Raw genomic sequence first — 14761 nt, forward strand, 5'->3', positions numbered from 1 at the left:
GGTCCCGTCGGGAAGGTCGGAGGAATGGGCGGCGGCGAGCTCGTCGGCGCGAGCCCATTTATCCTCATTCGATTCGATTGTGATGTAGGCATAGTTCATATCGACGGAACCGCTGATTCCATCAACGCTACCATCACTCGCATACTGCCAAAAACTGTACTTGCCCGCGTAATCACACTGATAATTATATTGTGCGATCCAATGGTCCCATGACGGCGAATTAAACACGGGGTCGGTCAGGATATTGTTAAACCAATTTAAGTTGGCATAAATGCCAACCTTATAGCCAGCATTTATAATCCGATTGCAAAAAACTGAAGCCCTTGAGGCGATACCTCCTTGGCGACCGTCAGCAATAATCGAATTATCCTCAAGATCGTAGTAGATAGGCAGTTGTGGGCTGTGGCCCGCAATGTTGCTAATAACGAATGCCGCTTCATCTGCCGCCTGTCCATCATCCCACGCATACGAGTAAAGATAGATACCGTACGGAATCCCCAAGCGCTCACACTCAGAGATATTACGCTGGAACTGATAATCAGTTCTTCCCCCGAAAGACGGCGCACCAAAGCCAACTCGAAGAATCGCAAAATCAACACCGCTCGCCTTAACGGCATCCCAATTGATATTGCCCTGGTGCTCGCTCACATCGATACCCTGAGCAGTGACACCGTCAGGTAGCCTGCTGAGCGAATACGCTGAAATTCCAGCATCTTCGGAGTCTTCTTCAAGAGTAATTGACTGACCATCTTGAAAGCGCCAAGAATTTTCAACAAGAACTCTCGAAGATTCGTCAGCAAAAGACGGTGTCGCGACAATAACTAATGACACGGCCATCGCAATGATAAAGACGAACACCCTTTTAAACTGACCCATAGCTATTCCAAATTCTCGTAACAAACCAAAGTTAATCAAAAGTGAATTTTAGCGAATGCGCATTGACGCAGACAACGTATCTGCTTAATAACAAATTTAATAGGAGGCTAACATCAGGAGTCAGAAATTATCAACACCCGCAACGTACAGAGGAATACGTAATCCATTGCGGCAAGACTAGATTTACCAAGGAAAGGAGTGCAACGAGAATAACTACTCAGCCAGGAACCAAACGAAACCTCGGGACGCCAAGAACGCAATCACTGGTAGCACCCCGATACGCGTTCACGGTCGAGCCCGGCGCGGACGCGCCCTCCGCCCACCCACCACCTTCCACTTGAACTCGAATGAGCATTTAGACGATAGCGTACCCATTCCCGCCCCGTCCTCCGATCCCCCATCAGGGGCATCATCCTGAACAGAAATAGAACTAACAAAGGTTCTTTGGTAGATTCAGATTCACTAGAACGAGGTCACAACGGAGGAGCTCATGGATGCGACGCCACACGCCCGAAGCGATTTCGCACCACCATGCACGGCGTCACGGCGGCAGAGCTACGTCACGCGAGGGGTCACCAAGGCGATGTCCCCACGCTGTCCGCGCGACGTGCAAAAATCTTGCCTACGACCATGGGCACCGTTATGATTTAACGAAGGAGGAAACATGGAAAACCGGGACGAATTGAAATACAGCGCGATGGACATCGCCAAGTACGCCGTCAACAGGCAGTACAAGTCCAACAGGCCCATAAGCAACCTACAGCTCCAAAAAATACTCTACTTTTTACAGATTGTCTTCACGAGCAAGACTGGCCACCTACTGTTCTCCGATCAATTCGAGGCATGGCCTTATGGACCAGTAATCAGGGACGTCTATGTCAAATTCGCTGACTGCGGAGGCTACCCGATAAGGCGCGAATTCAATATCGCCATCGATGACCGAACCAAGCCGTTTCTGGACGCTGGTATTGACACACTCGCCAAAAAGTCCCCATGGGATCTCGTAAGGGTGTCCCATGCAGAAGGGTCACCATGGGACACCGTATACAATCTCGATGGCAAACACAAGGGCATTATCCCCAACAAGTTGATAATGCAGTGCGCACTCGGTGCAAACGTGAGGCGCTAGGATGGATAACCAAGCATACGAGACGGCGCTCGAGAGCTTCAGCGGAGTTCTAGAGACGCTCTCCGCCGGCATCAAGAAGTTGACAAAGACCCCGCTGGATGTTCCAGTAATAGCAAAAAACGATGACGATTCCAGAAAGCGCGAAGCGTTACGACTCATGCTCAAATCGCTCGCCAGCGTAGACAACAAGTCGGCACTATCAACAGATGACATCGACAGGGCCTCCGACTTTTTCGCAAGCCTGTACGGAGGACGGGAGCCATATCGACACAGGTACGCCGACGTTTGCGACATCATCTTTAGCGAGATGGATCAATCCAACGGGGAGCTAGACGACGGCGTACCGTACTCCGTCAACTGCCTTGCGGAGAATATTCGAATTATTCACGAACACATGGTCGTCAATGGACAGAACGCACAAGCAAGGAGTGTCCTAAAGCTTGCTGACCACATTGACCTTGAGAAAACGAGACTGGGCCACTACATCAACCAGCAACAGGCCATGCGAGAATTCCAAGAAGCGGTTGCGGAAGCCAAGAGAGAAAGAATCGAAGTAGACCGTGAATTCACCGAACGACTCGAGAAAACAAGGATGGAGTACATCGCGGTTCTTGGCGTTTTCGCTGCAGTCGTGCTCGCATTCAACGGAGGGGTCGGATTCTCCACATCAACCCTGAGCGCCCTCGGAATTGACAGCGGCATCAGAGCGCTCGTATTCCAAACAGCCCTGGTCGGATTCGTCCTCATCAACACGATATGCATCTTACTTGTATTCATCTGGAAGATGTCCTTCAGCCTTCGGAAAATCGAACTGGGCAGATGGCCGAGAAATTGCCTCGTTGCAACCGAGGCAATTCTCATCCTCATAATGCTAACAGCCGTCGCGCTGAGCTATCCACCCATCAGGCAGTGGGTAGGCCTATAAAACGTCGAAATCCTAATCGTCCTCAGCTGAATTGCTTCAGAAACTTGAGCACCCGAAATAGCGGCAAGTTGTTACGTGCCAAGACGTTGTTTACGCCGACGATGCGTGACATCGGGGGCAAGCCCCGCATGCGCTGTGAGGACGGTCCCAATTGTAATGCTCGATGAAGGAATCCAGGGCCTCGGCCCTGGACTCCTCACTCTCCCAGGCGCGAGCGTACTGCCGCTCCTGCGCGAGCGTCCGGTTCATGCGTACGAACTTTCCGTTCTGCCAGGGGCTCAAGGGCCTGGTGTACTTGTGCCTTGTACTCCGGCCCTCGAGCAGCGTGTTGAATTCGCGCGACCGGTACGCCGGCCCGTTGTTAACGTCGGAATAATTTAGCCAAATATAGTCGGCCGAGATTGACCAATCTCGGCCGACCCATTTTAGCCAACACGCCCGCATCTATGACTTTCCTATCGCTTTCCTACATCCCCTCGGGCTGGATCCCCCTCACCTTCACCGCCTGGGGGACCGCCTCCACCGAGTAGGTGTCGAGCTCCCTGCCGCGGTAGCTCGGGCCCCGCATCACGAACACCGACGCCTTGTCGAACAGCCTGTCGAGGGCGCAGAGGGGCGTGTCGTCGCCCGTGAAGAACTCGTCCCACCCGCTCGGTGCGATGTTGCTCGTGAGGACCATCGCGTTCGGCCCCCTCCTTCTCGTAGCGCCTGTCGACGACGTCGAAGAACAGGTCGGTGCACGGCCTGTCGTAGACGCATCTTCCCACCTCGTCCACGATGAGGCACGACGGCTTGACGAGCGAGGAGACGACCCGCGAGGGGCTTCCCCGCTGGACGGCCGCGGAAAGCCCAGCTCGGCCAGGGTACTGACAGCGTTCGGCGGGCATATCGCCGAGGGGGGCCTGGGCGTCCACGACAGGGAGAGGGCGCACGGCGCGCTGATCCGCGAGTCGGGCTGCGCCGAGAAGGCGCACAGGGCCGACGTCAACGACCCGGTCTACCTGGAGCGGATGGCCATGGTGAACAACCTCTGCTCCTGGCTCAGGCGATACCTCTGGAGGTTCACGGGCATGTCGATGTCGAACCTCCAGCCGTACCTCAACTGGTTCGTGTACCTGTTCAGGGTCAAGCGGGACTCCGAGAGATGCCCGAGACGGCAAGGGTGGTTCGCCATCTACTCCTCGCCGAGGCGCGTTTCTGCAGCTCGACATAGCGAATCCATCACCCGTTTCCTAGACTGTCAGATTAAATATAATTCAACCCTCCATTCGTAACGTTCCGTTTAAATTGCACGACCCTTAATTCTCATTTTCATTGCAATAGTCTCACGACTCGGTGCAACGCGTTGCGCAAAGTCGTGAGACGCAAATCCAGGTAGGCAACCCCAAAGGAGCCGATATCCCCTGGTCCACGATGGAGGGAGTCCGGCATGTCCAAACCGAAGGCGTCCGGAAGTTCGTACGGAAAACTCATGAGGCACGTAGGGGACCCTCACCGTGAGCTCTCGCCGCCCGAGATCGACGTCCTCAGAGCATAAGGGCCAGCACCTCGCCCTTATGCGGATCCCCACAGAGCCGAGCCGTATATGCGCTCGGTGAAGGAAGCGGGCAGCAGCTCGTGCTGGTGCCCCAGCAGGCGAATTCGCTCGGCGAAAGTGGTAAGCAGACGACACCGATACGTGTAGCGAAACGGGGGGGGGTTAACGGGCAGCACGCCCATCTCTCCGGCATAGCCCGACACACGAGGACAGCGTCTTGCTCGGAGCAAGCCGAGACCACGAGATATATGTTTAGTTGTATATCTGCTCGATTTCCATGTTGGCCAGCGTGGACAGGATGCGTGGCCTCAGGTCGCACCCGTAACCCCGCCTCATGTTCGCGCACGGGCCCGCCATCTGGGTCAATAGGCCTCATCAACGAATTCCGCGAAGTTGTCGCAGCCGCGCAGTCGCCCCCACTCCATGGACAGGCAGGTTTCCGCTTGCTAGCTTATCCCTTGACCCGGCACGTCTCAACACGCCTGTCACTAACCCGTCGCACCTGACAGCGACCATGATATCGCAGATCAGCTTTCCGCTCTTAAGCTATCAAAGCACCATGGTGTACGTCCCCTTGCACTCCGATCTATCCTGATGGCGATTCGCGCGCCCTCGCACAGGGTTGCCGTCCGTATGCGCGGAGCCTAATTTGTCTGGGTCAGTACTTCTCGATGCCGATCGGCACCTCTATACCCCTCCCAGCTATCAGCACCTCGGTCCCCTTCTTAGCGCTCGCTGCGCTGTACCCGATCCTGATGCGGTAGCGGTCGAACCCACTATACAGCTCCGATATCAGCGGCGCGTCGTCATACGTGACGATCCATGGGAACTCACATTCGGTTATCTTCTTCGCGACCTCCCTGTGGTCGTCCTCGGTATACGAGTTCTCGTAGAGCCCCGGCCCCTTGACCACGTACGGCGGGTCGAAGTTGGCGAACAACCTGTCAATACCTGGGAGTACAGAATCGATGAAGCAGCAGGCGTCCATGTTGTGCAGCTCAATCGCATCGGACCTCGCGGCGATGGACCTGATTTTACGGCACAACATATCGCGGTTGAAGCGCGCGTCGAGCCCGTACTTGCCGGATTGCGACATACCGCCGATTGGGCCACCGCGCAGGATGCCGGACCTGTTCGTGCGGTTCAGGTAAAACGCCGCTTTCCCCAACTCCAGCGACGGGGCGTTGCTGGACGCATACACCTCACGCTGCGATTTCCACTCATCGATGGTGAGTTCAACGTCCTCTACGAAGGAGCAAAGCTCGTCCGGGCGGTTTACCACCGCGTCCCACATGCTGTACACCGCCGGATCGATGTCGTTGAGCACAACCCTGGAGACACGCCCAAGCAACAACAGCTTTATGGCCAGGCCCGCTCCACCGCAGTAGGCCTCAGCGTAGGTGCAGCACTCGAGGCCGTTCTCCTCAATGATAGAGTCTATCAGCGGATATATCTTCGACTTACCACCGGGGTATCTGATAGGCGTGTACGTAATGGGCATGGGCGCACCTCCTCGTCGTCAACTGCAAGATGCTACAGGCTCTTGCCCATCTTGACCATAGCCTCGACCCTTCTAATTGTCCGCTCGACTTTATCAGAAAAGGCAGATACAAATCTATCGCATTCCTCTTGATTCATGGACTTCCATTGCCTGAACGCCTCTTTGCCGTTCTCGCCTAGCCCGCCCCTCGACTTTTCCGATTTGAACCAACTTTTATCGGCCCTTCTTTTTGCCTTGTCATCCGGGAAGTACGCCCCATGGGACTCTTCATACGATCGGATGAACATCTGCCTGCTGTAATGGAAGCCCAATTCCATCGAAGTCCAAAACTCGCCATTGTCCGGCAACTCGGCCAAAGTGTCGTAGATTGCCGTTTCTGGATTCTTTACTCCAGTTGGCAGAATGCATAAGCGCGGGCTATTCTTTACCTTAGCGCAAGCGTTTTTTACTGCATCTCCGTCAACAACGAACAGGCTATTGGACAAAGACGGAATTTCGCGAATGGACAGCTCACCAAGTTCACCGCACCCAAGCCCAGCGGATATCACGTTGCATTTCGAATAGACCGCTCGTGGAAGGATCATTTTGAGAAACCATTTAGCTTCATCGTCCTCACACAGAACTTCGACCTTGGTCTTCTTGGGCCTATCGGGCATCTTAACGGTCAAATCGGCAAGAACATCAATCATATCAGGGCTATCGACGAGCTCAATTCCATCGTCCCTTCTCCTAAGGTAGGCGACTTGAACATCATTCGATTTCCCACGTTTGGCAATAGCCTGCTCGATTAGTTGGAATGAGTGCGTTGTGAACACCACTTGGATCTCAAGGTCAATCGCAGCCGAAAGCAGCAAACTGAACAGAGCCTCCTGAGATGCGGGGAACAGAGTCGCATCGAGCTCGTCGATAAGGAGCAGGCCGCCGCGGTACGCGTCTCCAAGCTCATCCTTCACCCTACCGAACGAAAGAAGCGCGGCCAAGATCTGGCCCAGATTGTCCTGACCAGCCGAGTTTGCCAGATAATCATAGCTTTTAGTGTTGACAAGTATCGTCGCCTTCTTGGCCGTTGATGCCGTCAACTTGACTGGCTCCAAATCGTCTTGGCGCCACGAAAGGAAGACCGCGTTATACCACTTGTTGAGCTGTTTCACCTCTTTTACGGTGAGCAACGGTGCCGTCGAGGCCGCGTTCGGTATCTCACCCACCGGATAAGTTCTACGCAAGCCCAAGTAGATGACGGGATAATCGATATTGCCGTCTCCTTTTCCGCGCCTCGCACCGGTAACGAGGCGAATCGGCAGCTTGTAGCCATCTCTCTTGTATGACTTGACCTGTACGTGCGGACCGCTCTGATATAAATCTTGGTCGCGAAGGTTCACATAATAGATATGCTCCCCCGGCGCGTCATGCTCTGGCGACAGTTTAAACATGTCCGTAAACTTCGCACGCATGCTGCGCCCGAAGACGTCCTTCTTATCGACCAATCCAAATGGCTGTCCAAGCATTCCGAGCAGCGTTGACTTCCCCGTCCCATTCTGACCCGAAACCACCGTGATGTACCGACCTAGGTTTATGGTCATCGGCTTGAAATTGCGAAACTTCTCAACCTCAATTGAGTCAATGCCAAAATCTCGCTTTTGTTTTCCTTTGGTCTTTCCCGGCATATTCCCTACTTCATCTCCTCGGCTGGCTGAAACCAGACCACGGTACCGACATATTTCACCGCGTGCTCGTCCTCCCTCGTCATGACGATATCCTCGTAACAATCGTCCCACGAATCCGGGGGCAGCACGACCGTACGCCCCGTATTGTACAGGCGGCGCATCATGTAGTCCGCACCGTCAATAGAGACCACCGCCACCGAACCATTGAGCGGATGCTGAGCGGAATCTATGAAAATGTGGCACCCTTCGGGTAGACCCGGCTCATGCAGCCGCCCTCGACCTTCAGGAAGTGCCGCGTGGGTGAGCCCGCGCACCTCTCAGGGTATGAGAATACGGTCATCGATGATATCGGGTTCGCAGACATCACCCGCATGGACGCGCCTGAACAGTGGCGCGTAGACGGAACGGGACTCAGAGGAAAGCATGGCGCCGGGGGGGCATGGCGTAACCCCCGTACTCCTTTGCGGCAAAGCCATACTCGTCAGACATAATGTCGTCCCTCGAAATCTTCTACGATTCGCACATCCGCTCAATAGCGTTCCCTCTTGGCACCGCTCCGTTTCTCCGGCCATTCACCGAAGAGGAAGCGACTCCGGCAATCCTCGCCAGAGTCTCCTGAGTGATACCGAACTTAACCAGCAGAGCATCTATATTCTCGAGAATTCCCATTTTACCTCCGTTCCATCTAAACCGAATTATACAATCGACTAATTTGGTTTTCCAAAAGACTTATTACGTTTAACTGAATGATTAATAGAGGGTTTCGAGGAAACCGCAATATATGGAACATATTATTTGTTATACGCTAATAGCCGTTAATAGCTAATAGCTATTAGCTGTACGAGATGCTATATGCGTCCATACCAAATGGTAGACAAGTATTCGTTATAATTGAATTAAATAAATAGCTTTGGCAATTATAGGAGTTCGTTATGCTGGAGTACATTGAAGATGCACGCAGAGCGCTAAATGCTAAAGCTTATTATTCAGCTCTATGTTTTTCTCTCACGCTGCCAGACGTCTGCGCTCAAGTCGAATATCCAAACGAAAAAACAGTAGGAGTTCGGTACAGCCGTTGGATCAACCAATTTGTTGACACTTCAGCTTTTATTCATGACCAAAGTATGCTAAACGGAAATGATTTCGGAAGGTTCATCTATAAAATACGTTGCTCAATTGTTCACAGCGGAAATTTGGATCTAAATTTGAAATCTGGGCGCGAAGTCAACTTCCAGCTAATAAATTCAGACTTTGGAGACGGAAGGGCTTTAGCGATTAATATAGCCGCTGAAAATCCAATTATCGAATTACCCATTTGTGACCTAATCACTGAGCTGCTTGGTAGCGTTGAAGACTACTATTCCTCGAAAAAAATAAGTCGCAATTTGAGAAACATTTTGTTATGCTAATAGTTCCATCAATTATTGTAAAAGACTAGCCCAAGGGGCTAACGACTCGTCACCGTTACAGGCTCGTTAGCCCCCTATTTCTCAGTGTCTTTCATATCAACAGACAGCCAACTCCCGAAAAACATTTCAGCAATCTAAAGCGCAAAGTACTCGCTATCTGAGATGAGATTTGGATTGAGCCATGGGTCCTCGTCCACAAAGAACTCTGGCCAGCGCTGCATAAAGAGCGCTTGCTCTCGTTTCCAGCGCTTAAGCTTTTCCTTGTCAGCCTCTTCCCTGCCGCGCGAGGTGAACTCGTAGTAGTACAGCTCGGCATAAAGCGTAAAGATGGTACTGTAGCACCATAGAAATGTCACTACAGTAATTAAGATAAATAGAAGCCTATGAGTTGTCATTTTCATTAGCAAAAAACTCCCGTACGAGAGGCTACTTAAGAGTCTCAAGCATTTCAATCTGTCGTTTCATGTCAAATCGCATCTTTATATTCCTATCGTAAGTTATATCGAGATTTATCGGTTTATATAAACTTGTATAAGCTTATCGCGGAATATCGTTTGTTTCGACCTGCTAAATCCAACATATCGAGACAGCCAATTACCGCAGGATAGAAAGTTGTTACACCTGTAAAAGTCATCGGTTCGTTCTAACAGACGTGCTGAATGACCCATTATCCACGGCCTGAGGGAAATCGACCCCAACATGGTAAAGTAGTCGCAACAAGCAACCATGGAGGAACAATGCTCAGCATTCACTACGGCGACAGAGACGATGTGATTTATGACACATCAACATTCTTTGATTACAGTTATTCTCCCTCTTGGCTGCAAGATCCACTGTCACAGCGTATCATCAAATCTATTGACAATGGGACGGTTCTTGGCGCAAACGCAATCGACACCAAGGTGCTCGGAGTTATTCCACCCGAGAAATTATCAACGGGCACCAAAACACTTCTGCTGATGCTCTTTATGCCTCAAAATCTCTACAACGCCTCTACCTGCGGAGATAATTGCGCCTACTGGATTTTGCGCATCGCTTCTAAACATGACATCACCATCAACCTCTACCATATGATGGATTTTGGTAAAGGGCGTTTTACAGTCCGCGTCACCAATACCGGGCAGATTGTTCACACCATGGATGAACTTATCCTTATCTCGGCAAAATGTCTGAGGGAGGCTCGAGCATGAGAGGGGAATACCAGCTGACCGTAAGAACCAATAAAGTTCAAGTCAAACTCACCATTCGTCGAAACCTCACCATCATCCAAGGCAAAAGCGCAACAGGCAAAACCACCCTGCTGGACAGTCTCCGTGCATACGAAAACCTAGGAGCCCAAAGCGGGATAATCGTTAATTGCGCAGCCCCCTGCCGCGTCATCGGCGGCATCGATTGGGAAGCGCAACTCAGCCGCATCGATAACAGCATCGTGTTTGTGGACGATACGCAAAAATTCGTAAGGAGCCATGCATTCCAGCATGCAGCTCGACACAGTTCCAACTACTACGTCATCGTTGCGAGGGACGAATTACCCCAGCTCCCCTATAGCGTGGATGAGATCTATGGCCTCAAAAACACCAACAGGGCCACAACAAAATATCCTGTCTACACACGCACGTACGCTTCTACCTACCGCATTTACGGAGACGAGCTCTACGATGGAGATCAGCCAGAAGAAGTCATCGTCGAAGACAGCAATGCCGGCTACGAGTTCTTTAAAGTCCTGTGCGCAAAAAGTAAAATTCGCTGCGTAAGTGCCGGTGGCAAATCAAACATATACGAAACCGTTCTGAGCTCCCCAGCCCAAAAGTTGCTCGTAATTGCAGATGGGGCCGCTTTTGGGCCCGAGATGCCCTATGTCTATTCGCTCAGGAGATTTAAGAAGATCGAGCTCTTTTTGCCGGAATCGTTTGAATGGCTTGTGCTGAGATCGGGGCTCTTCAACGATGTCGAAACGCAAGACATGCTCCTTCATCCTGCCGATTTCATCGACTGCGAGAAGTTCTTCAGTTGGGAACAGTTCTTTACTAAACAGCTTAGGGAGCTGACCAGAGACAGCTACCTAGCCTATAGAAAAGAAGCTCTCAATCCCGCCTACCTACAGCAACATGAGCTCAACACGATTGCTGAATCGCTACCACAACTCGGAATCACTTCGCGCTAGATCGAGAGATACTCGCTCTCGCTGCTAAGATTCGGCCCCAACCACGGATCGCCTGTCAAGAAGAGCTCCGGCCAGCGTTGCATGAACAGCGCCTGCTCGCGTTTCCAGCGGCGCAGCTTTTCCTCGTTGGCTTCTTCCCTGCCGCGCGAGGTGAACTCGTAGTGATACAGCTCGGCATAGGGCGTAAAGATGGTACGGTAGCCTGCCTCCCATACGCGCAGGCAAAAGTCTGCGTCGTTAAAGCCGACGGCGAATTCCTCGTTATAGCCTCCGACCTGCTCAAAAACGTCGCGTCGCACCATCTGGCAGGCACCCGTCACGGCACTGAAGTTACCGGGGCGCACAGCGCGGGCAAGATAGCCCTCGCGCTTTGCCGAGAAGTCCTGGTTGGCATGGGCAAGTGCGCCACGCACGCCAACCACAATACCAGCGTGCTGCACCAGATGATCGGCAAAGTAAAGTTTGGCGCCCACCACGCCCGCATCGGGACGTTGCAGATAGCCCATCATCTCTTCGATAAAATCGGGGCTTATGACCTCGGTATCGTTGTTCAGCAGCAGCAGGTAGTCGCCCTTGGCGTGCTCCACGCCAAAGTTAATGATCTTGGAGTAATTGAACTCGCCCGGCCAGTACACAACGCGCGCGATGCCCTTGCCTTCGGATGCTGCAGCCACGCGCTCTGGCAGGGTTTCGTAATACGCAAACGTCTCCGAGGCTTCGCTGTTGTTCTCCACCAAGACGATCTCGTAATTGGCATACGTGGCTTTCTGGGCAATCGACATCACACAGGCACCGAGTGTCTCAACGTGGTCCTTGGTGGGAATCACTATGCTCACCAGCGGCGCAGACTCTGGAAGCGCATAACGCATGCGATAGACGAACGGCGTCTCGGTCTCCTCGACCGCCCCGCGAACACCCGACGTGTCAAAGTGGCGCTGAAGCGCAAGGCGACCGGCCTCGATGGCATACGGCTTGCTATCGGCAGAGCCGTCTGCGGTGGAACCGGGGTGCACACGCCAGTGATACAGCACGTGCGCAACGTGCTCAAAGCGCGCGCCGGCTGCAAGGCAGCGGAGCGTCAGGTCGTAATCCTGGGCGCCCGCGACATCTTCTGGCGACATGCCAATACGATCGATGAGCGCATTCTCCACCATCAGGAAATGCGTCACGCAGTTATGGCTATAGAGCAGGTCGACGTTGAGCTGCGTCTTAAAGACCGGCTGGCCCCACTCCCCTGCTTTCTGGAACATGTCCTCGTCGCAGAACAGGACCTGGGAACGCTCGCCCTCGGCAGCCTTGTTCAGCGCGGAAACATAGCGGAATAATGCGTCCGGTTCCAGGATGTCATCGTGGTCCAAGAACGCGATGTAGTCACCCGTCGCTTGCTCGATACCTGCGTTGGTGTTGACCACAATGCCGCCGTTGCCGGACAACTCGATGCGGCGAACGCGCTCGTCATTGGCGTCCGCCGCAAGGTCAGCCACCGCATCCCATTCGGGCGAGGCATCCATAAGGAGCAGTTCCCAGTTGTCATAGCTCTGGGCTAGCACCGAGTCCAGCAGCTCGCGCAAGTAGACCCGATCAGTCTTGTAGCACGGCACCACAATGCTCACGAGCGGCCTATAGGCAAAGGCCGCCGAATCGACACGCTGGCACGCCAAATCGCCCGGCTTTGCGCGATGCTGCTCAAACCAACGCCGATAAGCTGCGTCGTCTGCACGCGCATCCTTCATACGGTTCCAGCTGTCGTCGACCATGCCGTTGTACAGGCGACCATCCATAGCGCAAAAACCACTCTGAATCTGCTCCGTGGGATCGCTCGCAATCGCGACAAAATCCCATATATCCTGAGGCATCTCAACGCTCAGATACGTTTTATTAACGCGGTATCCGTTCTGCTGCGGCACATCGACCTGCGATTCGAACACATGCACGGTAACATCGATGGCGTTCATATGCGTATCGAAGATCCGGAGCTCAGGTGTGCACTGGGGGTCTCCCGCCCAGGTAACCTCATAGCGCCACACCGCGCCGGCGTCTGCCGGCAAATAACGAATGGCATCGATCTCATAGCGACCGCAGCATTCGCCACGCTGCGCATCGCGGATAAGCGCGCACAGTGCAGGCTTTGCTTTGTAGTTAATCTTGGATTCCAGCTTGGCCATACGGCTATCAAGGCGAATGGAGCCAAGCTTTTGGCCACCGGACGCAAATGCGACGTCGATTGAGGAACCATCCAAAAACGGAAGCACCAAGACGGCGAGCTCGCGCTCGTAATCGGAAACGGAAGGGCAAAGCGCCAACACACGGCCATGATCGACCGGGAGCACCAGCGACGGCACACAAGAACCGCTCGTCGTCGCATGGGCAAACGCTTGAGAGCCCTCCCGCTCAATAAGCGCGGCGACATCCTGACCGGCAAAACGAAGCAGCACAAACAGACGGCCCTGACTGCGGCAAAGTGCCAAACGCTTGATACTCATCTACACTTCTCGCTTTCCCAGAGCGTTCGCAGCCATGCGCTTGCACGCGCCCAGGCGCCCAAACCTCAAGACGTCGTAATCGAACATGAGCTTTTTGCACTCACGGGCATTGGGGGCCTTGCTGGTAAGCGCCGCACGCACCATAGCGGCAACAGAGGGAGCGCATTGTGCGAGCGCAGCATCACTGCCCACGGCAGAACCGTCAAGCGCCGCAGCAACGGCAGCAAACACCTTGCCGCAGCCCGAGCTCAGCAGCCTGAGCGCATCGTACAGTACCAGATCACACAGGAAGTATGCCAGGTCATCGGCATGCTGGGCATCGAGCCCATCACGGCGCCAATCGGCCAGCACCGCTGAGTAAATCTTCACGTGCTCCAGCAAACGTGTCTCGTCGTCATAGCGCATGGTGTCCATGAGCGAGCCTTTGCGTGCCACGCGATAGTCGTACAGCTTGTTCGAGATAAGCGCAGTCTTGCGCGAGCGACCGTACACGGCAAAATCGAAAACCTGGTCCTCGCCATATTTAACGGTTTCATCGAACACAATCCCGTTGGCCAGCAAAAAAGCGCGCTTACAAGCGGTGCGCCATGCAAAGGGGCGAGACGCTTCCTTAAACAGTAGGTCAGAGCTATAGCCTTCAAACGACACATCGTGCGGACTCAGCACATAGTTAAGCCACGGATACCCCGCCTCCAACGGATACGGGTTCGCGCCAAAGGTCAAAACGTCGCAATCCTCACGCTCAAAGGCATCGACGATTACACGGCACGCATCGGGCGTAAACCGATCGTCGGAATCCAAAAACGCAACGATAGGCGCCGTGGACGCAGCGATGCCTGCATTACGCGCGCTCGACAGACCGCCGTTCTCCTTATCGACCAGCGTAAAGCGCGCGTCCTTTTCGCAATAGGCAGCCGCAATATCGCGCGAACCGTCCGGCGAGCCGTCGTTGACCAGCACGCCTTCCCAATCGGGCATGTCCTGCGCAAGCAGGGAGTCCAGGCACCAGGCCAGGCACTCCTCCACGTTATAGATGGGAACGACAACGGAAATCTTGGGGGTAGCCATAGTCA

14 protein-coding genes and 1 pseudogene are annotated in these 14761 nt (G+C 53.6%); 5 read left to right on the forward strand and 10 right to left on the reverse strand.

The features are described 5' to 3' along the window. Positions 1-876, reverse strand: an 876-nt coding sequence (locus DW112_RS00005) for a glycoside hydrolase family 25 protein (protein ID WP_199585287.1), incomplete at its 3' end; no start/stop codon positions are given. Between the two features lie 664 nt (positions 877-1540). Here DW112_RS00005 and DW112_RS00010 point away from each other — a divergent pair. Then, positions 1541-2005, forward strand: a complete 465-nt coding sequence (locus DW112_RS00010; RefSeq protein WP_118328080.1) for a Panacea domain-containing protein — start codon at positions 1541-1543, stop codon at positions 2003-2005. 1 nt (position 2006) lies between these two features. Continuing rightward, positions 2007-2930, forward strand: coding sequence for a hypothetical protein (locus tag DW112_RS00015; RefSeq protein WP_118328081.1), 924 nt, complete (start codon positions 2007-2009; stop codon positions 2928-2930). Positions 2931-3020: 90 nt separating this feature from the next. On the opposite strand, the gene DW112_RS10155 is transcribed toward DW112_RS00015, so the two are convergent. The 6 genes and pseudogenes from DW112_RS10155 to DW112_RS00040 all read right to left on the reverse strand — a co-directional run bounded on the left by DW112_RS10155 (position 3021) and on the right by DW112_RS00040 (position 7946). Further along, positions 3021-3374, reverse strand: a complete 354-nt coding sequence (locus DW112_RS10155; RefSeq protein ID WP_118328082.1) for an integrase core domain-containing protein — start codon at positions 3372-3374, stop codon at positions 3021-3023. A gap of 22 nt (positions 3375-3396) precedes the next feature. Beyond that, entirely contained in the window at positions 3397-3609 is a 213-nt protein-coding gene (locus tag DW112_RS10030) for a hypothetical protein (protein WP_233545847.1), read from the reverse strand. Positions 3610-3682: 73 nt separating this feature from the next. Then, a pseudogene (locus tag DW112_RS10160) lies at positions 3683-4141 on the reverse strand (hypothetical protein); the annotation flags it as partial. A 984-nt stretch (positions 4142-5125) separates the two neighbouring features. Further along, on the reverse strand, positions 5126-5968 hold the full coding sequence (locus tag DW112_RS00030; protein WP_118328083.1) for a DNA adenine methylase: 843 nt from the start codon (positions 5966-5968) through the stop codon (positions 5126-5128). A 32-nt stretch (positions 5969-6000) separates the two neighbouring features. Further along, complete coding sequence (locus DW112_RS00035) at positions 6001-7632, reverse strand: AAA family ATPase (protein WP_118328084.1); 1632 nt, start codon at positions 7630-7632, stop codon at positions 6001-6003. Between the two features lie 5 nt (positions 7633-7637). Then, positions 7638-7946 carry a S24 family peptidase gene (locus tag DW112_RS00040; RefSeq protein ID WP_118328085.1) on the reverse strand — a complete coding sequence of 103 codons (309 nt, stop codon included), beginning with the start codon at positions 7944-7946 and terminating at the stop codon, positions 7638-7640. 618 nt (positions 7947-8564) lie between these two features. Between DW112_RS00040 and DW112_RS09850 the strand changes: the two genes are divergently transcribed. After that, positions 8565-9041, forward strand: coding sequence for a hypothetical protein (locus DW112_RS09850; RefSeq protein WP_147351817.1), 477 nt, complete (start codon positions 8565-8567; stop codon positions 9039-9041). A gap of 134 nt (positions 9042-9175) precedes the next feature. On the opposite strand, the gene DW112_RS00050 is transcribed toward DW112_RS09850, so the two are convergent. Then, a complete protein-coding gene (locus DW112_RS00050) occupies positions 9176-9397 on the reverse strand; it encodes a hypothetical protein (RefSeq protein WP_147351818.1) in 222 nt (73 codons plus the stop codon). 381 nt (positions 9398-9778) lie between these two features. Between DW112_RS00050 and DW112_RS00055 the strand changes: the two genes are divergently transcribed. Together DW112_RS00055 and DW112_RS00060 are read left to right on the forward strand one after the other, a co-directional pair. Then, positions 9779-10231: a DUF4869 domain-containing protein gene (locus DW112_RS00055; protein ID WP_118328088.1), complete on the forward strand. Its 453-nt coding sequence runs from the start codon at positions 9779-9781 to the stop codon at positions 10229-10231. Then, positions 10228-11205, forward strand: coding sequence for a translation initiation factor 2 (locus tag DW112_RS00060; RefSeq protein WP_118328089.1), 978 nt, complete (start codon positions 10228-10230; stop codon positions 11203-11205). Before DW112_RS00055 ends, DW112_RS00060 begins: the two co-directional genes overlap by 4 nt. Here the strand turns inward: DW112_RS00060 and DW112_RS00065 are convergent. Both DW112_RS00065 and DW112_RS00070 read right to left on the reverse strand, forming a co-directional pair. Beyond that, positions 11202-13688 (reverse strand): glycosyltransferase, encoded by a 2487-nt coding sequence (locus DW112_RS00065; RefSeq protein ID WP_118328090.1) that lies wholly within the window; start codon positions 13686-13688, stop codon positions 11202-11204. The two genes, DW112_RS00060 and DW112_RS00065, sit on opposite strands and share 4 nt — an antisense overlap. Next, positions 13689-14756, reverse strand: a complete 1068-nt coding sequence (locus DW112_RS00070) for a glycosyltransferase family 2 protein (protein ID WP_118328091.1) — start codon at positions 14754-14756, stop codon at positions 13689-13691. Between the last annotated feature and the right edge of the window lie 5 nt (positions 14757-14761).

The sequence above is a fragment of the Collinsella sp. AM09-41 genome (assembly GCF_003473245.1).
Lineage (GTDB): Bacteria > Actinomycetota > Coriobacteriia > Coriobacteriales > Coriobacteriaceae > Collinsella.

Excerpts from the sequence above, each read along its gene's own strand:
- DW112_RS00010 (WP_118328080.1), top strand. The coding sequence starts at position 1,541 with ATGGAAAACCGGGACGAATTGAAATACAGCGCGATGGACATCGCCAAG.
- DW112_RS00015 (WP_118328081.1), top strand. The coding sequence starts at position 2,007 with ATGGATAACCAAGCATACGAGACGGCGCTCGAGAGCTTCAGCGGAGTT.
- DW112_RS10155 (WP_118328082.1), bottom strand. The coding sequence starts at position 3,374 with ATGCGGGCGTGTTGGCTAAAATGGGTCGGCCGAGATTGGTCAATCTCG.
- DW112_RS10030 (WP_233545847.1), bottom strand. The coding sequence starts at position 3,609 with ATGGTCCTCACGAGCAACATCGCACCGAGCGGGTGGGACGAGTTCTTC.
- DW112_RS00030 (WP_118328083.1), bottom strand. The coding sequence starts at position 5,968 with ATGCCCATTACGTACACGCCTATCAGATACCCCGGTGGTAAGTCGAAG.
- DW112_RS00035 (WP_118328084.1), bottom strand. The coding sequence starts at position 7,632 with ATGCCGGGAAAGACCAAAGGAAAACAAAAGCGAGATTTTGGCATTGAC.
- DW112_RS09850 (WP_147351817.1), top strand. The coding sequence starts at position 8,565 with ATGCTGGAGTACATTGAAGATGCACGCAGAGCGCTAAATGCTAAAGCT.
- DW112_RS00055 (WP_118328088.1), top strand. The coding sequence starts at position 9,779 with ATGCTCAGCATTCACTACGGCGACAGAGACGATGTGATTTATGACACA.
- DW112_RS00060 (WP_118328089.1), top strand. The coding sequence starts at position 10,228 with ATGAGAGGGGAATACCAGCTGACCGTAAGAACCAATAAAGTTCAAGTC.
- DW112_RS00065 (WP_118328090.1), bottom strand. The coding sequence starts at position 13,688 with ATGAGTATCAAGCGTTTGGCACTTTGCCGCAGTCAGGGCCGTCTGTTT.
- DW112_RS00070 (WP_118328091.1), bottom strand. The coding sequence starts at position 14,756 with ATGGCTACCCCCAAGATTTCCGTTGTCGTTCCCATCTATAACGTGGAG.